Annotated in this window: 24 protein-coding genes; 3 read left to right on the forward strand and 21 right to left on the reverse strand. The window is 56.7% G+C overall.

All coding sequences use genetic code 11. The annotated features are described in order from the left end of the window. Position 1 precedes the first annotated feature (1 nt). The 4 genes from F3J30_RS19600 to F3J30_RS19615 all read right to left on the reverse strand — a co-directional run bounded on the left by F3J30_RS19600 (position 2) and on the right by F3J30_RS19615 (position 4,245). The gene (locus F3J30_RS19600) at positions 2 to 688 is read right to left on the reverse strand and encodes a D-lyxose/D-mannose family sugar isomerase (protein WP_166718279.1); all 687 of its coding nucleotides are present in this window, start codon (positions 686 to 688) and stop codon (positions 2 to 4) included. A 72-nt stretch (positions 689 to 760) separates the two neighbouring features. Further along, positions 761 to 1,702 (reverse strand): ABC transporter substrate-binding protein, encoded by a 942-nt coding sequence (locus tag F3J30_RS19605; RefSeq protein ID WP_166718280.1) that lies wholly within the window; start codon positions 1,700 to 1,702, stop codon positions 761 to 763. A 30-nt stretch (positions 1,703 to 1,732) separates the two neighbouring features. Further along, the gene (locus F3J30_RS19610; RefSeq protein ID WP_166718281.1) at positions 1,733 to 2,728 is read right to left on the reverse strand and encodes a ribose ABC transporter permease; all 996 of its coding nucleotides are present in this window, start codon (positions 2,726 to 2,728) and stop codon (positions 1,733 to 1,735) included. Positions 2,729 to 2,730: 2 nt separating this feature from the next. Continuing rightward, a complete protein-coding gene (locus tag F3J30_RS19615) occupies positions 2,731 to 4,245 on the reverse strand; it encodes a sugar ABC transporter ATP-binding protein (RefSeq protein ID WP_166718282.1) in 1,515 nt (504 codons plus the stop codon). 181 nt (positions 4,246 to 4,426) lie between these two features. Between F3J30_RS19615 and F3J30_RS19620 the strand changes: the two genes are divergently transcribed. Beyond that, positions 4,427 to 6,706: an ATP-binding protein gene (locus F3J30_RS19620; protein WP_166718283.1), complete on the forward strand. Its 2,280-nt coding sequence runs from the start codon at positions 4,427 to 4,429 to the stop codon at positions 6,704 to 6,706. On the opposite strand, the gene alsK is transcribed toward F3J30_RS19620, so the two are convergent. The 6 genes from alsK to alsR form a co-directional block, all read right to left on the reverse strand. Next, on the reverse strand, positions 6,660 to 7,604 hold the full coding sequence (gene alsK, locus F3J30_RS19625; RefSeq protein WP_166718284.1) for an allose kinase: 945 nt from the start codon (positions 7,602 to 7,604) through the stop codon (positions 6,660 to 6,662). The genes F3J30_RS19620 and alsK overlap by 47 nt on opposite strands. Continuing rightward, a complete protein-coding gene (gene alsE / locus F3J30_RS19630) occupies positions 7,588 to 8,283 on the reverse strand; it encodes a D-allulose 6-phosphate 3-epimerase (protein WP_166718285.1) in 696 nt (231 codons plus the stop codon). The genes alsK and alsE overlap by 17 nt, the downstream gene beginning before the upstream one ends. 10 nt (positions 8,284 to 8,293) lie before the next feature. Continuing rightward, on the reverse strand, positions 8,294 to 9,274 hold the full coding sequence (alsC, locus tag F3J30_RS19635) for a D-allose ABC transporter permease (RefSeq protein WP_014068554.1): 981 nt from the start codon (positions 9,272 to 9,274) through the stop codon (positions 8,294 to 8,296). Next, positions 9,253 to 10,785, reverse strand: coding sequence for a D-allose ABC transporter ATP-binding protein AlsA (gene alsA / locus F3J30_RS19640; RefSeq protein ID WP_166718286.1), 1,533 nt, complete (start codon positions 10,783 to 10,785; stop codon positions 9,253 to 9,255). The genes alsC and alsA overlap by 22 nt, the downstream gene beginning before the upstream one ends. Positions 10,786 to 10,844: 59 nt before the next feature. Continuing rightward, positions 10,845 to 11,780 carry a D-allose transporter substrate-binding protein gene (gene alsB / locus F3J30_RS19645; RefSeq protein ID WP_014068556.1) on the reverse strand — a complete coding sequence of 312 codons (936 nt, stop codon included), beginning with the start codon at positions 11,778 to 11,780 and terminating at the stop codon, positions 10,845 to 10,847. 66 nt (positions 11,781 to 11,846) lie between these two features. Then, positions 11,847 to 12,737 (reverse strand): D-allose utilization transcriptional regulator AlsR, encoded by an 891-nt coding sequence (gene alsR / locus F3J30_RS19650; RefSeq protein WP_014068557.1) that lies wholly within the window; start codon positions 12,735 to 12,737, stop codon positions 11,847 to 11,849. 350 nt (positions 12,738 to 13,087) lie between these two features. Between alsR and rpiB the strand changes: the two genes are divergently transcribed. Both rpiB and yjdP read left to right on the forward strand, forming a co-directional pair. Then, positions 13,088 to 13,537 carry a bifunctional allose-6-phosphate isomerase/ribose-5-phosphate isomerase RpiB gene (gene rpiB / locus F3J30_RS19655; protein WP_166718287.1) on the forward strand — a complete coding sequence of 150 codons (450 nt, stop codon included), beginning with the start codon at positions 13,088 to 13,090 and terminating at the stop codon, positions 13,535 to 13,537. Between the two features lie 69 nt (positions 13,538 to 13,606). Continuing rightward, entirely contained in the window at positions 13,607 to 13,936 is a 330-nt protein-coding gene (yjdP, locus tag F3J30_RS19660; protein WP_166718288.1) for a DDRRRQL repeat protein YjdP, read from the forward strand. 58 nt (positions 13,937 to 13,994) lie between these two features. Here yjdP and phnP read toward each other — a convergent pair whose 3' ends face one another. From phnP to phnF, 11 genes are all read right to left on the reverse strand, one after another. Then, the gene (gene phnP / locus F3J30_RS19665) at positions 13,995 to 14,753 is read right to left on the reverse strand and encodes a phosphonate metabolism protein PhnP (RefSeq protein ID WP_014068560.1); all 759 of its coding nucleotides are present in this window, start codon (positions 14,751 to 14,753) and stop codon (positions 13,995 to 13,997) included. Positions 14,754 to 14,762: 9 nt separating this feature from the next. After that, the gene (phnO, locus tag F3J30_RS19670; protein WP_166718289.1) at positions 14,763 to 15,197 is read right to left on the reverse strand and encodes an aminoalkylphosphonate N-acetyltransferase; all 435 of its coding nucleotides are present in this window, start codon (positions 15,195 to 15,197) and stop codon (positions 14,763 to 14,765) included. Then, a complete protein-coding gene (gene phnN / locus F3J30_RS19675) occupies positions 15,190 to 15,741 on the reverse strand; it encodes a ribose 1,5-bisphosphokinase (protein ID WP_041162175.1) in 552 nt (183 codons plus the stop codon). The genes phnO and phnN overlap by 8 nt, the downstream gene beginning before the upstream one ends. Beyond that, positions 15,738 to 16,874: an alpha-D-ribose 1-methylphosphonate 5-triphosphate diphosphatase gene (gene phnM / locus F3J30_RS19680; RefSeq protein WP_166718290.1), complete on the reverse strand. Its 1,137-nt coding sequence runs from the start codon at positions 16,872 to 16,874 to the stop codon at positions 15,738 to 15,740. The genes phnN and phnM overlap by 4 nt, the downstream gene beginning before the upstream one ends. Next, positions 16,871 to 17,551 (reverse strand): phosphonate C-P lyase system protein PhnL, encoded by a 681-nt coding sequence (gene phnL / locus F3J30_RS19685; RefSeq protein ID WP_166718291.1) that lies wholly within the window; start codon positions 17,549 to 17,551, stop codon positions 16,871 to 16,873. The genes phnM and phnL overlap by 4 nt, the downstream gene beginning before the upstream one ends. A 107-nt stretch (positions 17,552 to 17,658) precedes the next feature. Further along, a complete protein-coding gene (gene phnK / locus F3J30_RS19690) occupies positions 17,659 to 18,414 on the reverse strand; it encodes a phosphonate C-P lyase system protein PhnK (protein WP_166718292.1) in 756 nt (251 codons plus the stop codon). Beyond that, positions 18,411 to 19,256 (reverse strand): alpha-D-ribose 1-methylphosphonate 5-phosphate C-P-lyase PhnJ, encoded by an 846-nt coding sequence (phnJ, locus tag F3J30_RS19695; protein ID WP_166718293.1) that lies wholly within the window; start codon positions 19,254 to 19,256, stop codon positions 18,411 to 18,413. Before phnJ ends, phnK begins: the two co-directional genes overlap by 4 nt. Next, positions 19,249 to 20,313, reverse strand: a complete 1,065-nt coding sequence (locus F3J30_RS19700; RefSeq protein ID WP_166718294.1) for a carbon-phosphorus lyase complex subunit PhnI — start codon at positions 20,311 to 20,313, stop codon at positions 19,249 to 19,251. Before F3J30_RS19700 ends, phnJ begins: the two co-directional genes overlap by 8 nt. After that, positions 20,313 to 20,897 carry a phosphonate C-P lyase system protein PhnH gene (gene phnH / locus F3J30_RS19705; protein WP_134708629.1) on the reverse strand — a complete coding sequence of 195 codons (585 nt, stop codon included), beginning with the start codon at positions 20,895 to 20,897 and terminating at the stop codon, positions 20,313 to 20,315. Before phnH ends, F3J30_RS19700 begins: the two co-directional genes overlap by 1 nt. Continuing rightward, on the reverse strand, positions 20,894 to 21,346 hold the full coding sequence (gene phnG / locus F3J30_RS19710) for a phosphonate C-P lyase system protein PhnG (protein WP_166718295.1): 453 nt from the start codon (positions 21,344 to 21,346) through the stop codon (positions 20,894 to 20,896). Before phnG ends, phnH begins: the two co-directional genes overlap by 4 nt. Continuing rightward, positions 21,347 to 22,072, reverse strand: coding sequence for a phosphonate metabolism transcriptional regulator PhnF (gene phnF, locus F3J30_RS19715; protein ID WP_014068570.1), 726 nt, complete (start codon positions 22,070 to 22,072; stop codon positions 21,347 to 21,349). Positions 22,073 to 22,089 lie beyond the last annotated feature (17 nt).

Here is a 22,089-nt window from a genome sequence, read left to right on the forward strand (position 1 = left end):
CTTAAATCCGAAACAGGTTGTATTCGTTGCACAGCACCAGCACCGCCGGTTCGTCTTCTTCGATATTGTTGTAGCGGGCGACCGGCTGTAAAAAGTGATTGTCGTGTTCATCGTCATTGACCGACGACACTTCGCCGACCAGCACATCACCAAAACCGCGCTCGCCCCAGAAGCTGTGGTACAGGCCGGGCGTCAGGCAGATGCTTTCCCCTGGTGCCAGACGCAGCTGGCTGCCCGGCGCGTGGGTCTGAAGGCAGCCATCGATGGTCACGGTAACGTCGGTATTTTCGGTTTCTTCATGTGCCCCGGCGTTCCATAACTCAATAATCAGATTGCCACCGCCGCGATTAATGATGTCCTCGCGTTTACGCCAGTGAAAATGCATGGGAGTGACCTGGCCGTCACGCACGTGCATGATTTTTTCGGCATAGCATTTTTCATAAGGCATACCGTTGGGGGAGCCGTTGCGTAGCGTAAACAGCGTTAACCCCTGGGCGGCAAAATTGTTACCGCCAAACGCGGTGACGTCCCAGCCGAGCTTGAGGTCGAACACTTCACGCCATGCACCCTGATCAAGCTGCTGCCATTGGGTTGGCTGGAAGCTGGCAAAGGGCGGCAGGTGAACATCGTGCATGGAAAAGAACTGCCGCGTATGGCCGAGGATTTCATTGATTTCGGAGCGTTTCATGGGGACTCCTTGAAAACAGTTCCCTCTCCCGGTGGGAGAGGGTTAGGGTGAGGGCATCAGGCCGCCCAACCGTTACTTAACCGTCCATCCCTTATACGTACCGACGTTCTTTTTATCGATCATCGTCACCGGGATCAGCACAGGCTCTTTCGGCGCAGGTTTGCCCTGTAGAATGTCATAGCCGATTTCTACCGCTTTTGCCGCCATCACCTGTGGATCTTGTGCCGGGGTCGCCACAAACAGAGAATTTTCCCGTTTCAGCGCCTCTTCACCATCCGGCGATCCGTCAACGCCGACGATAAAGAACTCACTGCGTTGGGCCTGTTTTGCCGCCAGATCGGCACCGATCGCCGTTGGATCGTTAATCGCGAACACGCCGTCGATCTTCGGATTGGCGGCCAGCAGGGAGGTCATCACCTCCAGCCCGCCTTCACGGCTGCCTTTGGCGTTCTGGTTGTCCGACAGCACTTTGATATCCGGGTGGCGCTTAAACTCGGTCTGGCAGCCTTCCACACGGTTTTGTACCGCAGAAACCGGTGGTCCGTTGATGATCACCACATTGCCTTTGCCTTTGAGGCGATCGGTAATGTACTTACAGGCCATTTCCCCCGCCTGGGTGTTATCGGAAGTGATCGTTGCATCAGCCCCTTCCGCCGCCACGTCAACCGCCACCACGACGATCCCGGCATCTTTCGCGCGTTTTACCGCCGGGCCGATCCCTTTAGAATCCGCCGCGTTGAGGATGATCATGTCAACTTTTGCGGCGATAAAGTTATCAATCTGCGCCACCTGTTGACCCAGATCGTAACCGCTGGATACCAGCGTCACTTTGACGTTATCACCGGCCAGCTTACGCGCTTCCAGCTCGGCACCTTTGGTGATCTGCACGAAGAACGGGTTAGCCAGGTCACCCACCGTGACGCCGATGGATTTCAGGTCTTTCGCCTGCGCAAACGGAGCTGCGGCAAGCAGTGCGCCAGCACAGAGCGCGGTCACTAAGGGCTTCAATCTCATGCTGTATTCCTCACTCGTAGGGTTTTGTTGTTATGCACTTTGATGGTGTCGGGTACGGTATTTGTCGATCAGCACCGCAATGATGATCACCGCCCCTTTGATCACCAGTTGCCAGAAATAGGAGACGCCCATCAGCGTCATGCCGTTGTTAAGCGTCGCGATAATCAATGCGCCCACCAGCGTGCCGGTGATCGTGCCGATCCCGCCGACAAAACTGGTGCCGCCGAGGATCACCGCGGCAATCGCGTCCAGCTCATAGCCCATGCCTAAGTTGCCGTTGGCGCTGTAAAGGCGCGACGCGCTCATCACCCCGCCTAAGCCCGAAAGCAGCCCGCTCATGCCATACACAAACAGCAGTACCAGCCATACCTTGATACCGGTTAAGCGTGCCGCCTGCATGTTGCCGCCCACCGCGTAGATATGAACGCCCAGCGTGGTCCGGCGCAGGATGAACCAGCAAATCGCGATAACGGCCAGCGCGATCACCACCAGCCACGGCACGGGGCCGAGATAGTTATTGCCGATCCACTCAAAGTTGATGTTTGAGTTGATCACCGTTGTACCGTCTGCCAGCAGATAGGCCGCGCCGCGCAGGGCCGTGTAGGTGCCGAGGGTGACGATAAACGGCGGTAGCCCGGCAAAGGCCACCAGCGCACCGTTGAATAATCCCAGCACCATACCCAGCATCAGCGCCGCCGGAATCGACAGCATGGCGAACTCAGGGATCAGCGACACCACCATGGCTGCCACCGCCGTGGTGCCCAGAATCGACCCCACGGAGAGGTCAATCCCGCCGGTTAAAATGATGAAGGTCATCCCCGCCGCCAGCACAATGTTGATAGAGGCCTGACGGGTAATGTTGAGCAGGTTACTTTCGGTGAAGAAGTTAGGCGCGATAACGCCAAATACCGCCACAATCAGAATTAATATCGGCAAAATCCCGACCGTTTGCATCAGATCGCTCATCAGCATTTTCTTGGCGGAGGCGGATTTCGCCACCTGTTGCGGATTGGTTGAATTGGTCATGATTACACCGCCTGATGATGAGAGTCGTTCACGCCGGTAGCCAGCGTCATAATGTTTTCCTGGGTGATGTCGTGCCCGTGCAGCTCGCCCGCAATGCTGCCTTCGCGCATCACATAGACCCGGTCACTCATGCCCACCACTTCCGGCAGCTCGCTGGAGATCATTAAAATGGCCACCCCTTTGCGCGCCATCTGGTTCATGATGCGGTAGATTTCGCTTTTCGCGCCCACGTCCACGCCGCGCGTTGGCTCATCCAGAATCAGAATGCGCGGGCCTATTGCCACCCAGCGTGAGATCAGCAGCTTTTGCTGATTCCCACCGGACAATCCACCCGCCCGCACCTGGGAGTGGGGAACGCGAATATTGAGCAGGGCGATGGCATCATCGGAGATGGACTGGGCTTTTTTACGATTCAACATGCCGAAGGTGGCGTCGCGTTCAAGCGTCGCCATGGTGATGTTCTCCTGCGCCGCCAGCTCCAGGAACAGACCTTGCTCCTTGCGGTTTTCGGTCAGAAAACCAATGCCGTTATCAATGGCGGCGCGTGGGGAGTGGATCACCACCGGTTCGCCGTCCACTTCGATCATTCCGCCTGTGGCTTTGCGCACGCCAAAAATCAGCTGTGCCAGCTCGGAACGCCCGGCGCCAACCAACCCGGCCAGGCCAACAATTTCGCCGGAACGCACCTGAACGCTACAGGGCTGTACTTTTTTGCCGTCGGTCAGGTGATGCACGTTAAGACGCGGGCTGCCGAGCGGGATATCGCGCTCTTTGTTGAACAGGTCGCTTAACGGGCGGCCGACCATCATCCTGACCAGCTCAGACGCATTGAGTTTGTCGCGTGTCAGGCTGCCGACGTACTGCCCGTCACGCAGAACGCTGACGCGGTCGGAGAGCTCGTACACTTCCGCCATACGGTGGCTGATATAGATAATCGCCATCCCTTCATCACGCAGGCGCAAAATCAGCTCAAACAGGCGATGGGTTTCGCGCGAGGAGAGGGCGGCGGTGGGTTCATCCATTACCAGAATGCGGCTGTTGCGGTGCAGGGCGCGGGCGATCTCCACCTGCTGCTGTTCGGCGATGGTGAGTCTCATCACCAGGTCAGTCGCTTTGAAGTGTGCACCCAGGCGGTCAATAACGGCCTGAGCCTGGGCGGCCATCTCTTTACGCTGCACCAGCCCGCCGCGCGACAGTTCGCTGCCAAGAAAGATGTTTTCGGCAACGGTCAGGTTGGGAGCAAGCTGCATCTCCTGATAAATCAAGGTTATGCCTGCGGCCAGCGCATCTTTTGGACCTTTGATATGGAACGGCTGGCCGTCGATCAGGATCTCGCCGCTGGTGGCGGTGTAGGCTCCGGCGAGGATCTTCATCAGCGTGCTTTTACCCGCGCCGTTTTCACCCATTAACGCGTGGATCTCACCGGGGAAAACCGTCAAATCCACACCCTTGAGCGCGTGGAAATTGCCAAATGTCTTGGCAATGTTGCGCATCTCTAATACCGGGGTTCTGCTCATGGCGGATCTCCTGCAAATGTCGATATCCGCACTTCATCACAGGTTCGTAAATGCAAAATGTCAGAAGCTGTTCATATTTGTCATAGTTATGAATAGCTAATCGCCGTCACATTTTTCTTTTCCCTCTCCCCGTGGGAGAGGGCCAGGGTGAGGGCATCAGACCGCAAAGGAGCCTAAACAGATGCCATCACGCCGTCCCCCGTTCTTCGCCAGTGCCCGCGGACGCCTGCTGATTTTTAATCTGCTGGTGGTAGCGGTGACGTTAATGGTCAGCGGCGTGGCGGTGCTTGGCTTTCGCCATGCCAGCCAGATCCAGGAGCAGGTGCAGCAGCAAACGCTGGATGACATGACCGGCAGCATGAACCTTGCGCGCGATACGGCGAATGTGGCCACGGCGGCAGTGCGGCTCTCTCAGGTGGTGGGGGCGCTGGAATACAAAGGTGAAGCCGACAGGCTGAAGCAAACGCAAATGGCACTGCGTCATTCGCTGGAGCAACTTGCCGATGCGCCACTGGCCCAGCAGGAGCCGGCGCTGGTGGCGCGAATTATTCGCAGGAGCAATGAATTACAGCAGAGCGTGACGGGGATGCTGGAGCGCGGGCAGCGCCGGCATCTGGAGCGTAATGCGCTGCTCAGCTCGCTCTACCAGAGCCAAAGCTACCTGCGCCATTTGCAGGACATTAACCGCCGCTTCGACAGCAATGTGCCGGATGCGCAGCAGCTTATGGAAATGGACCGGCTTATCATCGCCGCCATCGAAACACCTTCGCCGCGCGCCACGGTTCAACAACTGGATGCGGTAACGGCAACCTTACCCCGCAGTGCCACACAGCCGGTGGTGAACATGGTACTGCCCGACTTTGTCAACGAACTGCGCAAGCTCGGCCCGTTGTCTAACCAGCTGGAAGAGAGCGATTTGTCTATCAGCTGGTATATGTTTCACATCAAGGCGCTGGTGGCTATTTTAAACAGCGACATCAATCAGTACGTTGAGCAGGTCGCGCAAGCCTCCACCCTGCGTACCGCCCAGAGCCATCAGGAGTTGCGCTCCATCAGCGTCTTTATCAGCGTGTTTGCTCTGCTGGCGCTGATTATCACCGGCTGCGCCTGCTGGTATATCTACCGCAATCTTGGAACTAACCTGACGGCGATTTCCAGAGCAATGTCGCGCCTTGCCCACGGGGAGCAGGATGTCTCGGTTCCCGCACTGCAACGGCGCGATGAGCTGGGGGAGCTGGCGCGCGCGTTTAACGTTTTTGCCCGCAACACGGCATCGCTTGAGCACACCACCCGGCTGCTGAAACAAAAAACCTCGCAGATGGAGATAGACCGCATAGAGCGTCAGGGGCTGGAGGAGGCGCTGCTGCACAGCCAGAAGATGAAGGCCGTCGGGCAGCTGACGGGCGGGCTGGCGCATGACTTTAACAACCTGCTGGCGGTGATTATCGGCAGCCTGGAATTAACCGATCCCGCCTCGCCGGATGCGTTGCGTATCAACCGGGCGCTCAAGGCGGCCGAACGCGGGGCATTGCTGACCCAGCGTTTGCTGGCATTTTCCCGCAAACAGTCCCTGAATCCCCACGCGGTTGAGATGAAACCGCTGCTGGAAAACCTCGGCGAACTGATGTGTCACTCGCTGCCCGCCACCATCACGCTGGATATCGAAGCGCAGTCCCCGGCCTGGCCGGCGTGGATTGACGTCAGCCAGCTGGAAAACGCCATTATCAACCTGGTGATGAACGCCCGTGATGCTATGGAAGGGCAATCTGGGGTGATTAAGGTTCGCACCTGGAACCAGCGCGTCACCCGCAGCGACGGACGCAGGCAGGACATGGTGGCGCTGGAGGTTATCGATCATGGCTGCGGGATGTCGCAGGAGGTGAAATCCCAGGTCTTCGAGCCGTTTTTCACCACCAAGCAGACCGGCAGCGGTAGTGGGTTGGGGCTGTCGATGGTTTACGGATTTGTGCGCCAGTCCGGGGGGCGCGTGGAGATAGAAAGCGCGCCGGGACAGGGGACCACGGTGCGGCTACAGTTGCCGCGTTCAACGCTTGCGCCCGTTCCCCGGGATGAGACGCTGGCAGCGGCCACCGCGGCAGACAGCGATCGGCTGGTGCTGGTGCTGGAAGATGAGAGTGATGTTCGCCAGACCCTGTGCGAGCAGCTTCACCAGCTAGGTTACCTGACGCTTGAAGCGGAAAGCGGCGAGCAGGCGCTGGACATGCTGAATGCTTCGCCAGATATTGGCATGTTTATCAGTGATTTAATGTTGCCAGGCGGCTTAAGCGGTGCAGAGGTGATTAACCAGGTGCGAACCCAGTTCCCGCAGCTACCGGTGCTGCTGATGAGCGGCCAGGATCTCCGTCCGGCGCATAACCCGCAGCTGCCGGACGTGGCGTTATTACGCAAACCTTTTACCCGTGTACAGCTGGCGCAGGCGCTACGTAAGGTGACGGCATAAACTGGCTGCGTGCGAGAGCGGCTGCCCCCTGCGCCCCGTTAAATGCCGATGATGAGGCGGTAATAAACCGCACGGCTTCATAAGGCAGAGGACGGCGCAGATGACGTTTAATACCGCTTATCAACACCTCGCGCGGAAAATCGGCCATATCCATCACTCCACCGCCGAGGATCACCGCGTCCGGGTCGAACAGATTCACGCTGGTGGCAATGGCGCGTGCTGCATGGTCGAGCAGCTGCTGAACAAAGGGTTCATCGCGAGCGGCGGTAAAGATATCGCCAATGGCGTACCCGCGCGGCTCTTGCTCATACCACTGTTTCAGGGCAATACCTGAACAGACAGTTTCCAGACACCCGGCGTTACCGCAGCCGCACTGGCGCGACATATCACCCTGCGGAATATGGCCGAGTTCACCCGCCACGCCGTGCGCACCCGTCCAGGGGGCGCCATTAAGCCACACGGCAAACCCCATTCCCGTCCCGAGATAAGCCGCCAGAACTTGTTGCTGCTGTAAGTTGTGTTGCACCACGTCATACGAGAGTTGCAGGTTAACGTCGCGGGAAAACTCCACCGGACAGCCCAGGGCCGCTTCCAGTTTCCCGGCCAGGTCGAGCAACGCATTTGCCTGAAGTGGTAAGTTTGGCGTTGAGATAATGGTGCGTTTGTCTTTGCCAACCAGAGCCGGGAACCCCATCACCAGGCCCCGGCAGCAAACCTGATAGTGCCGAAGCTGCGTACTAATCAACTCTGCCACGCCATCCACCACACCGGGGCGAATGACATCCGCCGTGCGCTGTTTTTCGCAGTGCAGCACGGTGCCATCGCCTGCCAGCAGGCAAAATCGGATATGGGTTGCTCCCATATCCACTCCGGCTACGACATCAGGCTGTTTTTGCATGAGGAACGACCTCGTTTCGTGCCGACAGGATCTGCCCGGCCATCAGCTGCCATGCATCGCCGATATTCTCAGCGTGGTTAAACAGACCCGAGGTGCCGACGATAAACACATCTGCGCCTGCGGCCATCAGTTTGTGATAGGTGCCCTGGTTACAGGAGCCGTCGATCTCAATTTCGTAGCTCAGCCCTTCGCGCTCGCGCCAGGCCTTCAGTTCGGCGATTTTGTCCAGCATTTCCGGGATAAATGGCTGTCCGGCAAAGCCTGGATCTACGGTCATCACGGTAATTTTGTCCGCCTTATGAATATAGTATTTCATTGCCTCAACCGGGGTTTCCGGGTTGAGGATCAGGCCCACTTTCATGCCGTGACGGCGGATTTCGTCAATCAGACGAAACGCCTGGCCGTTGATGGTTTCCGGGTGCAGGGTGATGAAATCGGCCCCGGCTTGTGCCAGCTGGCTGATGTAATCCTGCGGGCGGGTCACCATCAGGTGACAATCCAGCGGTTTGGTGGCGAGCTTCTTCACCTGGCTGACAAAAAACGGTGACAGCGTCAGGTTAGGCACAAAATGGCCATCCATGATGTCGATATGGAAGTAGTCCGCGTGCTGGTCAATGAATTCGATCTGTTCTTTGAATTTCAGCAGATCCATACACATCAGGGAGGGTGAAATTTTCATAGTGAATTCCTTACTTACTGATCAGTCTATCGAGGGCGACAGCGGCGATAATCAACCCGCCCATCACCACCAGCTGGTAATAGGTTTGTACTTGTAAGATGTTGAGTCCGTTATTGATGGTGCCGATGATAAGACCGCCAATCACGACCGAGAAAATGCGACCCTTGCCGCCGAAGAAGCTGGTGCCGCCGATAATGGCACTGGCGATGGCATAGGTTTCAAACCCCATCCCGGCCAGCGGTTCAGCAGCGCCCAGGCGCGCGGTTGAGACAACGCCCGCAAGTCCGGCACACACGCCGGAGATAATGAACACCACCAGGATGTGAAACTTCACATCGATACCGGAGTAAAACGCTGAATTCTTATTACCGCCCAGGGCGTAGATGTTGCGTCCGAGCCGCATTCGGGTGGTGAGGAACCACAGGATCACCGCCACAATCAGCGAGAAGATAACCGGCACCGGGATACCTAACACGCTGGCGGCAAAGAAGTTCACGAAGTCGAACGAGAAGCCGTACACCGAGTTAGCATCGGAAATCACCAGCGTAATGCCACGGAAAATGGCGTTAGTGCCGAGGGTGATAATGAACGGATGCAGTCCGGTCCAGTTCACCAGACAGCCGTTAATCGCCCCCAGCGCACCGCCGACCAGCACGCCGCCAATCAGCGCCGCGAGGAACGGGTCGACGCCAGCCAGCATCAGCTTGGCGGTCACCATGCCGGACAGCGCCAGAATGGCACCCACGGACAGGTCGATGCCCGCGACCAGGATGGCAAAAAACTCACCCATCCCAATCAGCACCGTCACCGAACTCTGGACAAAAATCTGGGTGATGTTGTTGGTGGTCAGGAAATATTCCGTCGACAGCGTGCCAAAGATGGCCACGATAATCGCGAGGATGAAAAAGGTGCCGTATTTGTCCCAGAACAACGCGAAGTTAAACGGCTTTTTCTCGGCCATATCGCTTTTCACTCTTGTGGTAATGCCCATGCCATGATCTCCTCTTCGCTGATGTTGTCGCGATTGGTCAGGATTTGCGTGAGTCGCCCTTCGCAGAACACGGCGATGCGGTCGCAGACGGCGATAATTTCAGGTAATTCAGATGACACCATCAGGATGACCTTTCCTTCGTCGGCCAGCCCGCGCATCACCTTGTAGATTTCGGCTTTTGCGCCGACGTCGATTCCGCGGGTGGGTTCGTCAAAAATAATGACGTCCGGGTTGCAGCACAGCCATTTGGAAATCAGCACCTTCTGCTGGTTACCGCCGGAGAGCTCGGTAATGTTTTGCTCAACGTTATGGCATTTCAGCGCCAGCAGCTGCCGCTGTGCTTCGGCGGTTTTACGCTCCTCGCTTTCGCGAAACAGACCCATTGCCCCTTTGTAGCCACCGCTCTTCAGGCTGTGGCTGATGGCCATGTTCTGGGCGATAGAGAAGTTGGGGAAAAAGCCGTTATCCCGGCGGCTTTCGGTGATGTAAGCCATCCCTTTTTTCAGTGCGTCCAGCGGCGAGCGTGGGGAGATGGTTTTGCCATTAAGGCGGATTTCACCGCTTGCACGTTTATCCACACCGAACAGGCAGTTCATCAACTCGGTACGCCCAGAGCCGACCAGCCCGGCAAAGCCGAGGATTTCACCGCGATTCACGCTGAACGAAATATCGCGCACTTTTTTCTTGTCGCGACTGGTGACGTTTTTCACCTCAAAGACCGTGTCGCGCTCGACGTTGCCGGTGCTCTCTTTCATGGCGTTAAAGCGGTTTTGCAGCTCGCGGCCCACCATCAGGCGCACGATATCGTCGTTGGAGACGTCGCTTACCATGCCACTGCACACGCTGCTGCCGTCTTTCATGACCGTGTAGCGGTCGCAAATGCGGCGAATTTCCGCCAGCTTATGCGAGATATAGACAATGGCCGTGCCTTCTTTGCGCAGTTGATTCATGATCAGGAACAGATAATCGACTTCTTTATTGGTTAACGAAGAGGTCGGTTCATCCATAATGATCACTTTGGCATCGAGCATTAAGGTTTTGGCAATTTCCAGCATTTGTTTGTGGCTGATGGATAAATTCGCCACTTTCTCATCTAAATCCACTTTTAGCCCGATGCGTAATAACATCATCGCGCCACGAATACGCATTTCTTTCCAGTCGATAAGATTGATGCCACAGACTTTTTTCGTCAGATGACGGCCGATATATAAATTCTCCAGCACGGTTAATTCATCAATGACGCTGAGTTCCTGATAAATAATGCCGATGCCCAGCTGTGCAGCCAGTTTATGATCGAGTTTGTCGTAATGGGTTTCATTAATAGTAATCGTGCCTTTGGTCGGTTCATGTATTCCCGACAATACTTTCATTAAGGTTGATTTACCGGCACCATTCTCCCCTAATAACGCGTGGATCTCGTGGGGATATATAGTTAAATCAACCGATTTTAATGCGTGAACCGGACCAAAGGATTTGCCGATCCCCGCCATGGATATATATGGCGTGACCATGTTTACTTCCTTCTCTGTTCACCCTCTCCCCGTGGGAGAGGGCTGGGGTGAGGGCTTTATTATTTCGTCACCAGAATTGAATCCACCAGCTTGAATTCAGGCGCTTTTTCCAGCGGGATCACCTTCCCGGTCTTTGCGGCATCGACCATCAGCTTCAGGCCGGTTGCCCCAATATCCGCCGGGTTTTGCGCCACGGTGGCGGTCATCTGTCCGGCATCCACCATTTTGCGGGCTTCCGGGATACCGTCTGTGCCAACGACCAGCACCTGACCTGTTTTACCGGCATTCGCCACGGCCTGTGCCACGCCCATGGCCATGGTATCGTTTGCGCAGTAGAACGCTTTCAGATTCGGGTTTCGTTGCAGAACGTTTGTCGCTACATCCAGGGCTTTAATGCGATCCCAGTCGGCAGGCTGGCTGGCAACCAGCTTGATTTGACTTGCTTTTTTGAAGGCTTCCGTCGCGCCGTTGCGGCGTGCTTCGCCTGATGCGTTACCGGCTTTCCCTTCAATAATAGCGACTTCTCCCCCCTGCGCACCGAGCTTATCGATAATAAAGCCGGCGCCTTTTGCGCCTACGGCCACGTTATCTGTGGTGACGAAACCTTCGACGTTACCACCGGCTTTTTTCAGGTTATCCATATCTATTTTTTCATCGAGGTTCACCAGATAAATACCCTTTTGCCAGGCGCGGGCCACGGGCATCACCAGATTCACGGACGAGAGAGGGGCAAAGGCAATGCCTTTATAATTTTTATTACTCAGGTCTTCAAAAAGCTGCAACTGAGACTGGAAATCACCTTCAGAAGGGGAGGCAAAAATATCGACACTGACGCCAAGGGTTTTGGCTTCATCTTCAATCCCTTTCTTCATATCCACCCAGAATGGATTGGAGAGTGTTTTTAACACCACCGCGTAATCGGCGGCAGCAAACGCGCTGGTGGATAACATTAAGCCCATAGCGGCGCCGCTGAAATATTTCAGATATTTATTCATAGCAGTGTTCTCAATGTAGGGTATATTTTTGTTGATCCCGTTTTTAAATGGGATCAACATTTTTATTTACTTCAGCGCACCCGGGGAAAAGAAATCCACAATTGCGCCCGTTTTTTGCATGTTTAGTGTGGCCTGTTCAATATTCTGTTGTGCTACGGAAACAAATAACGCATCTAATAATGTGAGTTGTAATATACGCGCGGAGGCGTTTCGCCCTAATAAAGGCGTCTCTGGTGCTGGCGAACAAATAATATAATCGGCAAGTTTCGCAATCGGTGAATGGTAGCTATGGGTAATACAAATAATTTTTGCCCCATTTTTTTTCGCTAACTCGACTGCGGCTTTCACATCGCTGGTACGCCCGGAGTGGGAGACAACCAGTACCACGTCACCTTCTTTCAGCAGCGATGCGGACATCATCATGATGTGCGCGTCCTGGTAGGACTGACAGCGCACGCCGATGCGTAAAAACTTGTGCTGGATGTCGGCACAAATGGCGTTGGAGCCGCCGACGCCGTACAGATCGCGCTGGTTTGCCTGAGCAAAGAAACGCGCCGCGCGGTGAATTTCATCCACATTAACAATCGACTGGCCTTCCATAATGGTGCGCAGCGTAATGTTAAACACTTTATTGACCACATCCTGTGGCGCTTCATCGAAAGCGAGCTCGGCAGGCAGCACCTGTTCGGATTGCGAAAAGTAGTCGATCAGCGCCGCGCGCAGGTTGCGAAAACCGCTAAAGCCCAGCAGCTTTGCCACTTTCACAATCATGGCTTCAGATACCAACAGCGTTTCGGCCACATCTTTGATAGCCGATGCACCGCTCATATTGCCTGGCTGAAGCAGCCAGTCGACGATACGGCTTTCGTTATCCGTCATTCCTTCCTGCTTCATACGCAGGTAAGGCGCAAGGCCGATGCCATTGGGTAACTCTTTTTCAAATTCTGACTGGCTCATCGCTCTCTTTTGTCCTTAAAAATGAAGACGACACTATATCACCACATCCGCGCGGGGAAATATGCTGGTTACTTCACAATAATTATAAATTCATAAAGTTTTATTGTTTGTGAAGTTTCTGCGTAACGCTGTTTTATTAATTCGTTTAAAATCATATTGTTGTATTGTTTTGCTTTGAATCGCTTTACACAGGAGAAGGCGAGAGGCTTCAGATTCGCTATTGAAATGTGAAAATCAGGGGTGTAGAACACGGACAGAACTCGATGGTTTTGGGGTTTTATTGCACAACAAACCGGTCTAAATCACAAAACTCATCGAGTTCGTAAAGTTAACCCATAGCGAGGCATATCATGAGAAGGATTGCATTTGGCTGCGATCACGTTGGTTTTATCCTGAAAGAAGAGATCATGGCCCACCTGAACGCCCGTGGTGTAGAGGTGGTGGATAAGGGGACGTGGTCACAAGAGCGAACGGATTACCCGCATTATGCCAGCGCTGTTGCCCAGGCCATTATCAACGGGGAGGTTGAAAGCGGTATTTTGATCTGCGGGACTGGCGTTGGGATCTCTATCACTGCCAATAAATTTCCCGGCATTCGTGCAGTGGTCTGTAGCGAGCCTTATTCCGCGCAGCTTTCCCGCCAGCATAACAACACCAACGTGCTGGCATTTGGCTCGCGCGTGGTTGGACTGGAGTTGGCAAAAATGATTGTCGATGCCTGGCTTGATGCGGCGTTTGAAGGCGGGCGACATCAGACACGGGTAGAGGCGATTACGGCTATTGAACGCGGGAAGAATTGAGATTCCTCCGCTACCTCCTGCTCCTGCCGTTCAATACAGTAAAGCCAGCCCCCCTGCGAGACTGGCTTTATGAAACGTTACTCTACTGCTCTGTTATTGGGTCTGCTGTCCCTGACCAGCCAACTGGCTCACGCCGATATCGTTGATGATGCCATTGGCAACATTCAAAAGGCGATTAATGACGCCTATAACCCCAGCAGCAGTAGCAGCGATCGCAGCAGTGATGACGACGAGCGTTATGACAGCCGTCGTTCCACGGATAGCCGACAGTATGACGACCGTCGCAGGCAGCTTGAGGATCAGCGTCGCCGTCTGGATGAACGTCAGCGCCAGCTTGATGACGACAGACGTCGCCTGGAAGATGATGAGCGGCGATTAGAAGAAGATTACGATCGTTGATTGGGTGCGGTCTGGTGCCCTCACCCCGGCCCTCTCCCACAGGGAGAGGGAGAAAGCCTTAATCCAGCACCAATACCATTCCGTCATACCCTGCCTCAACCCCGTCCGGCAGGGGGTTATCCATCATCCATACGTCGAACTGGTGGCTGATGTGCGTCAGTATCACCTGTGGACAACCAATCACCTCATTCAGGGCGATCACTGTATTTAAATCACTGTGATTACGTGGCGTTTCTTCACGCGGCGCGTGGCTACAGTCGATGATGATGACCTGCGGCTGGTTGTTGAGCAGAAACTTCACCGTTTTATCCGGTAACCCGGCGGTATCCGACAGCCACGCCACGCGGCTGTGCGCGCTTTCCAGCAGATAGCCGAAGGTCAGTTTTGAGTGATTGAGCGGCAGCGGGGTGACCCGCAACCCCTGAAGTTCAAATACTACGAACGGCGCAACGGTGCGGCTAAAATCGAGCAGCCCAGGGTGTTTGAAAAGATCGTCGCAGCCTTCTTCATCCGGCGGGCCATACACCGGAATGGTGGCTCCCACCCCCCAGCGCAGCGGGAACAAGCCCTGGACGTGATCCATATGATAGTGAGTGAGTAAAAACTGCTGGAAGCTGCCAGCTGGCCAGTCGTCCATCAGGTGCGGGATCCCCGCATCCAGCAGCGTTACCGCGTCATTGAATTTGACCACCGCGCTACAGGGGCGGCGGCGGTGTTCATCCTGCAAACGCGCCCGGCGACAGGCCGCGCAGTCACAACCAAACACCGGCACCAGCTGTGCCCCACCTGTACCCGTCAGCGTGATTGTCAGACTCATAACGCACCTCTACAGCGGTTTAGTGAACCGGAAATGGCTCTGGGTATACCCTTCACGAACGTAAAAGCGGTGCGCATTTGTGCGCTTCACACTGGTGGATAACTCGGTCAACTCAGCACCCGCCTGGCGAGCGTAGTCTTCCGCCCACGCCAGCAGCTGGCTGCCAATTCCCAGGCTTCGCGCCTGGGGCATCACCACCAGCTCCTGGATCTCACCAATCCATCTGGCGTGGTGCAGATGAAACTGCATATGCAGCCCAATCATACCGATAATCGTTCCGTCGAGCACTGCCAGCTGATAGTGCATGTTGCGGTCCTGAAGATTGGCGAGAAACCCCGCGTGAAACGCCTGATGGTCGAACTCGCCTTGTTTCAACTCGCAAATCAGGCCGTAGACGGCAGAGGCATCATCAGGCGTGGCAGGGCGAAGCTGGCACTCAGGCATGTTGTTTTTCCTTTTGACGGATAAGTGAGAGGAAATTATCCACTGACTGTAACAAACTTCCGTCGTTGTTGAGGATATGACATTGCGATGGGGTATAGCGCGCCGCCCGCTCCAGCCGCAGGTCTATCTCCCGTGCGTTTTCGCGCCCACGGTTTTGCAGCCGGCTTCGCAGAATATCTGGCGATACCTGTAAGCACACCGGAAGCAGCGCGGATTCGTATCTGGCGCGGGCCTGAGTCAGGTGTGCACGCGAACCGTTCACCAGCACGTCAAACCCGGCGTGGAGCCACAAATCTATCTCCACGCCAACGCCATAGTAAAAGCCGTTAGCGTGCCAGCTCAGCGCCAGTAAATTCTGCCCGGCACGGGTAAAAAACTCCTGCTCGCTCAGCGAGATATGGTTCTCACTTCCGGCGTTCGCCGCGCGGGTAATGTAACGATGCGCGACCAGCAGCTGCGAATGTTCCCGCTGGCGTAACGCCGACAGCAGGCTGTCTTTACCGGAGCCCGAAGGCCCCATTAACCAGATTAATCTTCCCATCAGAACACCCGTTTTCCCTGACGCCATACATGGTCGATATGGATGTGCTCGCCCTTACGATGCGCCAGCACCAGATCCGCACGTTTACCTTCACCAATCACACCGCGATCCTGAAGATGCAGCGCGTCGGCCGGGTTCTTCGTCACCAGACGGATCGCCTGCGACAGGGTGAAGGTGTTGCTTTCGTCATCCGCCACCCGGAACGCCGCATCCAGCAGGCTGGCGGGGTAGTAATCAGAAGAGAGGATATCCAGCAGGCCGAGCGAGGCCAGTTTGCTGGCGGCCACGTTGCCGGAGTGGGAACCCCCACGCACGATGTTTGGCGCGCCCATCAGCACGTTCATACCATGCCTGCGCGAGGCCTCTGCGGCATCGAATGTGGTCGGGAATTCGGCGATTACGCTGCCAAGCTGATGAGACTCCGCCACATGCTCATGCGTGGCATCATCGTGGCTGGCCAGCGCAATATTACGGTCACGGCACATGGCTGCAATGGAAAGGCGGTTAGGTTGCGACCAGCGGGCAGCCAGCGCGAGCTGTTCTTCCTCGTAACGCGCCATCTCGTCATTAGTGAGGGAGTATTTTCCCTGGTAGTACTCGCGATATTTTTCGATATTGGCAAACTGGCGCTGCCCCGGCGAGTGATCCATCAGCGACACCAGGGTGACGGGCTCGCGCCCGACCAGCTTCTCAAACAGCGGTAAGGTGGTGTGATGCGGCAGTTCGCAACGCAGATGTAGACGATGCTCGGCACGGTTCAGGCCGCGTTTTTGCGTCTCTTCCACGGCGTTGATCATCTTTTCCAGATTCTCCAGGCGATCGCCGCCGTCGCGCACGTCACCAATTGCTACCGCGTCCAGCACGGTCGTGATCCCGCTGGCGACCATCAGCGCATCGTGGCTGCTCATTGCCGAATGGGCGGGCCAGTCAACCTTTGGCCGTGGGGTAAAGAATTTATCCAGATTATCGGTATGCAGTTCGATAAGCCCCGGCAGCAGCCAGCCACCTTCACCGTCCATCGCTTCAGGCGCGCGGCTCTGGGTTTCAGCAAACGCGCGGATCACCCCGTCCTGGATTTCAATTGAGCCGCCAACCACTTCATTTTCCAGCACCAGCTTTACGTTATTAACGATCATGCGTTGGTCCCCATCGGGTGCAGTCTGTCTGCCACGCGCGAACGCACGGTTTCGTCGTGGAAGATCCCCACGATCGCCGCGCCGCGTGCTTTGGCCTGTTCGATCAGTTCAACCACGGCTGCGCTGTTCTTGGTGTCCAGCGAGGCGGTAGGTTCATCAAGCAGTAAAATCGGGTAATCGACGATAAACCCGCGCGCAATGTTCACGCGCTGCTGTTCACCACCGGAAAAAGTCGAAGGGGCGAGATGCCACAGGCGTTCCGGCACGTTGAGGCGCGTCAGCAGGCTCGCGGCTTTGGCGGCGCAGGTTTCACGCGGCACGCCCAGATCCAGCAGCGGCTGCATCACCACGTCCAGCGCGGAGATCCTGGGGATCACCCGCAGAAACTGACTTACCCAGCCGATCGTTGAACGGCGGACTTCCAGCACCTTGCGTGCCGGGGCTTGCACCAGATCCACCCACTCGTCATTGTGGCGGATGTGAATGTGGCCTTCATCCGGCAGATAGTTGGCATAAAGCGAGCGCAGCAGGGTGGATTTACCGCTGCCGGAGTGGCCGTGCAGCACCACACATTCGCCATTGCTGACCTCCAGAGAGGCATTTTGCAGGACAGGCAGGTGCACGCCGTTTTGCTGGTGGAGCACAAAGGTTTTACTGACATTTTCAACGTGAATCATTTTGGCCTCGTGGCGTTTTCTTGCCGGGTGGCGGCTTCGCCTTACCCGGCCTACAGGTGCGGTGTTTGTAGGCCGGGTAAGCGCAGCGCCACCCGGCAACAGCAACATCAGTTCTGCAAAACAGACGACACCAGCAGCTGGGTGTACGGATGGTGCGGATCGTCCAGCACGCGGTCGGTTAATCCACTTTCCACCACCTGACCCTGTTTCATCACCAGCAGGCGGTCGGCCAGCAGGCGTGCAACACCCAGATCGTGGGTAACAATCACCACGGCAAGGTTCAGCTCTACCACCAGGCCGCGCAGCAGGTCGAGCAGGCGAGCCTGCACAGAAACGTCCAGCCCCCCGGTTGGCTCATCCATAAATACCAGCTTCGGGTGTGTGACCAGGTTGCGGGCGATTTGCAGACGTTGCTGCATCCCGCCGGAAAATGTTGTCGGCAGGTCGTCGATACGCGAAGCCGGGATTTCAACTTCTTCCAGCCAGTGCTGCGCAGTGGCGCGGATATTGCCGTAGTGGCGCGCGCCGGTTGCCATCAGCCGCTCACCGATGTTTCCGCCCGCTGATACCTGGCGGCGCAGGCCATCCATTGGGTGTTGATGCACCACGCCCCATTCGGTGCGCAGCAGGCGGCGGCGTTCAGCTTCGCTCATCCCGTAAAGCGATTGGCCTTCATAGATAATGTCGCCATTCTGTGGCGTCAGGCGCGCAGAGATAGACTTCAGCAGGGTGGTTTTGCCCGAGCCGGACTCGCCGACAATCCCGAGCACTTCCCCCGGCCATAGCTCAAAAGAGACATCGCTGAAGCCTTTGCCAGGCGCATAAAGGTGGGTCAGATTGTTGACCGAAAGCAGCGGTTTCATTGGCCTTTCGCCTCGCTCTGTTGGCGGCAGAAATCGGTGTCTGAACAGACAAACATCCGTTTGCCGGTGTCATCCAGCACCACTTCATCCAGATAGCTGTGTTTTGACCCGCAGATGGCGCACGGCTCATCCCACTCCTGCACCGTAAACGGGTGATCGTCGAAATCGAGGCTTTCCACCCGGGTGTAAGGCGGCACGGCGTAGATGCGCTTCTCGCGCCCCGCGCCGAACAGCTGGAGCGCAGGCATCATGTCCATTTTTGGGTTATCGAATTTCGGGATTGGCGACGGGTCCATCACGTAGCGACCATTGACCTTGACCGGGTAGGCGTAGGTGGTGGCGATATGGCCGAAGCGGGCGATATCTTCATACAGCTTCACCTGCATGATGCCGTACTCTTCCAGGGCGTGCATGGTGCGGGTTTCCGTTTCGCGCGGCTCGATAAAACGCAGCGGCTCCGGGATAGGAACCTGGAAAATCAGGATCTGATCTTCGGTGAGCGGTGTTTCGGGAATGCGGTGACGGGTCTGAATAAGCGTTGCGTCTTCCGTGCGCTCGGTGGTGTTTACGCCTGTTACGCGCTTAAAGAAGTGACGAATCGACACGGCGTTAGTGGTGTCGTCCGCGCCCTGGTCGATGACTTTCAGCACGTCGGCTTCACCAATCACGCTGGCCGTGATCTGAATACCACCGGTACCCCAGCCATAGGGCATCGGCATTTCGCGGCCGCCAAACGGCACCTGATACCCCGGGATCGCCACGGCTTTTAAAATGGCGCGGCGGATCATGCGTTTGGTTTGCTCATCCAGATACGCGAAGTTGTAGCCATTTAATTTAGCCATGTGATCGCTCCCGTTGCAGGCGTTTCAGCAGTTCCAGTTCGGCCTGGAAATCAACGTAGTGCGGCAGTTTGAGGTGCGAGACAAAGCCTGCGGCCTCCACGTTATCGGCATGAGCCAGCACGAATTCCTCGTCCTGTGCCGGGCCGGAAATATGTTCACCGTAGTCGGGGGCCTGCAACGCGCGGTCGACCAGCGCCATGGCCATCGCCTTGCGTTCGCTCATGCCATACACCAGGCCGTAGCCGCGCGTGAAGTGCGGCTCGTCGTCTTCTGGCGCCACAAAACCGTTGACCATTTCGCATTCGGTCATCAGCAATTCGCCGACGTTCACCGCAAAACCCAGCTCTTCCGGCACAATTTCCACATCGATATAGCCGCTGCGGATCTCCGCGGCAAACGGGTGGTTACGCCCGTAACCGCGCTGGGTAGAGTAGGCGAGCGCCAGCAGATAACCTTCGTCGCCGCGCATCAGCTGTTGCAGGCGCGATGAGCGTGAGCAGGGGTAAACCGGGGGCGTGCGGGTGATGTCGTCTGGCGTGCTGCCGGAGTCTTCTTCGGCTTTTGCCAGCCCCTGACGTGCGAGCAGGCTAAACACGTGCGGAGAGGCATCCTGCTGCGGCTCGGCTGTGTTCAGGGAGGGCGTTTCGCCGTTTGCCAGCAGCGTGAAATCCAGCAGACGGTGGGTGTAATCGTAGGTCGGGCCAAGCAGCTGGCCGCCGGGGATATCTTTGTACACCGCAGAGATACGGCGCTCTAAGCGCATGTCGGCTGAATTAATGGGCTCGCTTACCGCCAGTCTTGCAAGGGTGGTGCGGTAGGCGCGCAGCAGGAAGATGGCTTCGATGTTATCACCGCTGGCCTGCTTGAGCGCCAGCGCGGCCAGTTCGCGGTCTGCAATACCGCCTTCGGTCATTACCCGGTCGACGGCCAGATTCAGCTGGTGTTCTATCTGGGCAACGCTCAGCTCGGGAAGCTGCTCATCACCCCGTCGTCTGTGCTCCTGCAACGCATGGGCGGCGGCTATCGCCTTTTCGCCCCCTTTAACGGCAACGTACATCAGCAGACCTCCACATGGGTGGTTCTCGGTATTGCCAGCAGGCGTTCACCACAGGTCAGGATCAGGTCGATACCCAGCGGGAACGGGTGCGGGCGCTCGGTCAGCTCATGGATGATGCACTCCGGCAACTGTGGCGCGACCATGCGCTCGTCGGCGATCCCCGCCCCGGTCAGGCGTAACATGCGACCACCGCTCAGGCTGGATACCTGCAAAATCAGCGTGGCGCTGGTTTCCGGTGCTACGGCGCTGCCTTCGCTCAGGGCGTTGAGTTGCTCGTGGCTTATCTGCTCATCCGCCACGGCAAATACCGCCTGATGCGGCTGCTCTACCAGCGTGGCATTGGTGTGAAAACGCAGGTTCTGGCAGGCGATGTCGTTCGACATCCGCCCAGAAAGCCACACCGGGGTGTCGTTATCGGCAAGGGTCAGCAGCACGCTGGTGGTGGCCAGGTTTAGCGGCAGCCAGCCTTGTGAAAGCTGATGCAGCGACACGATAACGCCCGGCTCGCTCATGGCTTTCAGCAGGCGACGAAAACTGTGTTGGGCATCCTGGACGGCCAGGGTAAAAGCGGGTTGAAGCGTCATGCGTTATCTCCGCGAACGAGCGTAAAGAAGTCGACCCGGCTGGTATTCACTTCGGCCTGACGCGCGGCAAGGCGTGCGGCACGGTCAGCTTCCAGCGGGGCAATGAGGGTTTCCATTAATGACTGGAAATGAGGTTGTTCCTGCAACAGGGCGTCGATGACCGCACAGCGTTCGGCGTGCGCTTTATCGCGCCCGAGCACGTAGCTGTAGCCGAGCGTGCCGCTACTCAGGCGAATGACCGCGCGGGTGAGCGTGGCGTCTCCGGCAAAAAAGCGATCGCCGGTTCCGCCCATGCGCGCCTGGATCTGCACCAGGCCTATCTCCGGCGCGCGGATGGCTTCGTAATCTGGCGTCAGGCTGAGCGCATTTATGCGGCTACACAGCGCGACAGGCTGACTATGAGCGAGCACGCGCATCCAGCGCTGGCGGGTGGAGGTATCAAAATGCATTCAATGCTCCATTGTGAATTCAATCATGTCGGCGCGGGTCAGGCTGACGGAGTATTCCGTTGCGTTGATCTCACCGTCACGGTGGTTAAGGGTGCGCACGCAAAGCAGCGGGGCCATGTTGGGGATCTCCAGCACTTTGCTCTCTTTGGCCTGTGCGCGGCGGGCGCTGATGCGCGTCTGGGTGCGCTTAAGCGCAATACCGGTGGCATCGCGCAGGAAGTCGTGCAGCGAGCCGCTGGAAAAGTTTTGCAGCACTGGCCAGAGACTCAGGTCGGCGAAGTAGTGGTCTATCTGGCAGACCGCCACGCCGTTGACCCGGCGCAGCGTGCGCAGGTGCACCACGTTGTCGCCTTCCTGAATACCCAGCGCGTCCGCCACGTGGCTGGAGGCCGGGCGCAGTACCGACAGCAGTTTTTCGCTGGTGGGATGACTGCCCTGATCGAGCAGATTCTGGCTAAAGCGGGCCTGCGCGTTGAGCGGGTAGTCGAACGGGCGCATCAGCACCAGCACGCCCACGCCTTGACGGCGCTGAACCCATCCGCGCTCGACCAGCTGATCGATGGCACGGCGTAAGGTATGACGATTCACTTCATAACGGTCGGCAAGCTGTTGTTCGGCAGGCAGATAATCCCCGCAGCGGTAGTGGGTGCGCAGTTCCACTTCGAGCTTTGCCGCAATCTCTTGCCAGCGGGTAGGGTAACTGGTCGGATGTCTGGATAAGTGCATATAAATCAAAGCCTCGC

This window comes from Enterobacter sp. Tr-810, from assembly GCF_011752765.1.
Classification (GTDB): Bacteria; Pseudomonadota; Gammaproteobacteria; order Enterobacterales; family Enterobacteriaceae; genus Enterobacter; species Enterobacter soli.

Excerpts from the sequence above, each read along its gene's own strand:
- phnF (WP_014068570.1), bottom strand. The coding sequence starts at position 22,072 with ATGCACTTATCCAGACATCCGACCAGTTACCCTACCCGCTGGCAAGAG.
- phnL (WP_166718291.1), bottom strand. The coding sequence starts at position 17,551 with ATGATTCACGTTGAAAATGTCAGTAAAACCTTTGTGCTCCACCAGCAA.
- F3J30_RS19600 (WP_166718279.1), bottom strand. The coding sequence starts at position 688 with ATGAAACGCTCCGAAATCAATGAAATCCTCGGCCATACGCGGCAGTTC.
- phnP (WP_014068560.1), bottom strand. The coding sequence starts at position 14,753 with ATGAGTCTGACAATCACGCTGACGGGTACAGGTGGGGCACAGCTGGTG.
- phnJ (WP_166718293.1), bottom strand. The coding sequence starts at position 19,256 with ATGGCTAAATTAAATGGCTACAACTTCGCGTATCTGGATGAGCAAACC.
- alsB (WP_014068556.1), bottom strand. The coding sequence starts at position 11,780 with ATGAATAAATATCTGAAATATTTCAGCGGCGCCGCTATGGGCTTAATG.
- F3J30_RS19700 (WP_166718294.1), bottom strand. The coding sequence starts at position 20,313 with ATGTACGTTGCCGTTAAAGGGGGCGAAAAGGCGATAGCCGCCGCCCAT.
- F3J30_RS19610 (WP_166718281.1), bottom strand. The coding sequence starts at position 2,728 with ATGACCAATTCAACCAATCCGCAACAGGTGGCGAAATCCGCCTCCGCC.
- phnO (WP_166718289.1), bottom strand. The coding sequence starts at position 15,197 with ATGCCTGAGTGCCAGCTTCGCCCTGCCACGCCTGATGATGCCTCTGCC.
- F3J30_RS19605 (WP_166718280.1), bottom strand. The coding sequence starts at position 1,702 with ATGAGATTGAAGCCCTTAGTGACCGCGCTCTGTGCTGGCGCACTGCTT.
- rpiB (WP_166718287.1), top strand. The coding sequence starts at position 13,088 with ATGAGAAGGATTGCATTTGGCTGCGATCACGTTGGTTTTATCCTGAAA.
- alsR (WP_014068557.1), bottom strand. The coding sequence starts at position 12,737 with ATGAGCCAGTCAGAATTTGAAAAAGAGTTACCCAATGGCATCGGCCTT.
- phnG (WP_166718295.1), bottom strand. The coding sequence starts at position 21,346 with ATGCATTTTGATACCTCCACCCGCCAGCGCTGGATGCGCGTGCTCGCT.
- alsA (WP_166718286.1), bottom strand. The coding sequence starts at position 10,785 with ATGGTCACGCCATATATATCCATGGCGGGGATCGGCAAATCCTTTGGT.
- yjdP (WP_166718288.1), top strand. The coding sequence starts at position 13,607 with ATGAAACGTTACTCTACTGCTCTGTTATTGGGTCTGCTGTCCCTGACC.
- phnK (WP_166718292.1), bottom strand. The coding sequence starts at position 18,414 with ATGAAACCGCTGCTTTCGGTCAACAATCTGACCCACCTTTATGCGCCT.
- alsC (WP_014068554.1), bottom strand. The coding sequence starts at position 9,274 with ATGGGCATTACCACAAGAGTGAAAAGCGATATGGCCGAGAAAAAGCCG.
- F3J30_RS19615 (WP_166718282.1), bottom strand. The coding sequence starts at position 4,245 with ATGAGCAGAACCCCGGTATTAGAGATGCGCAACATTGCCAAGACATTT.
- alsK (WP_166718284.1), bottom strand. The coding sequence starts at position 7,604 with ATGCAAAAACAGCCTGATGTCGTAGCCGGAGTGGATATGGGAGCAACC.
- alsE (WP_166718285.1), bottom strand. The coding sequence starts at position 8,283 with ATGAAAATTTCACCCTCCCTGATGTGTATGGATCTGCTGAAATTCAAA.
- F3J30_RS19620 (WP_166718283.1), top strand. The coding sequence starts at position 4,427 with ATGCCATCACGCCGTCCCCCGTTCTTCGCCAGTGCCCGCGGACGCCTG.
- phnH (WP_134708629.1), bottom strand. The coding sequence starts at position 20,897 with ATGACGCTTCAACCCGCTTTTACCCTGGCCGTCCAGGATGCCCAACAC.
- phnM (WP_166718290.1), bottom strand. The coding sequence starts at position 16,874 with ATGATCGTTAATAACGTAAAGCTGGTGCTGGAAAATGAAGTGGTTGGC.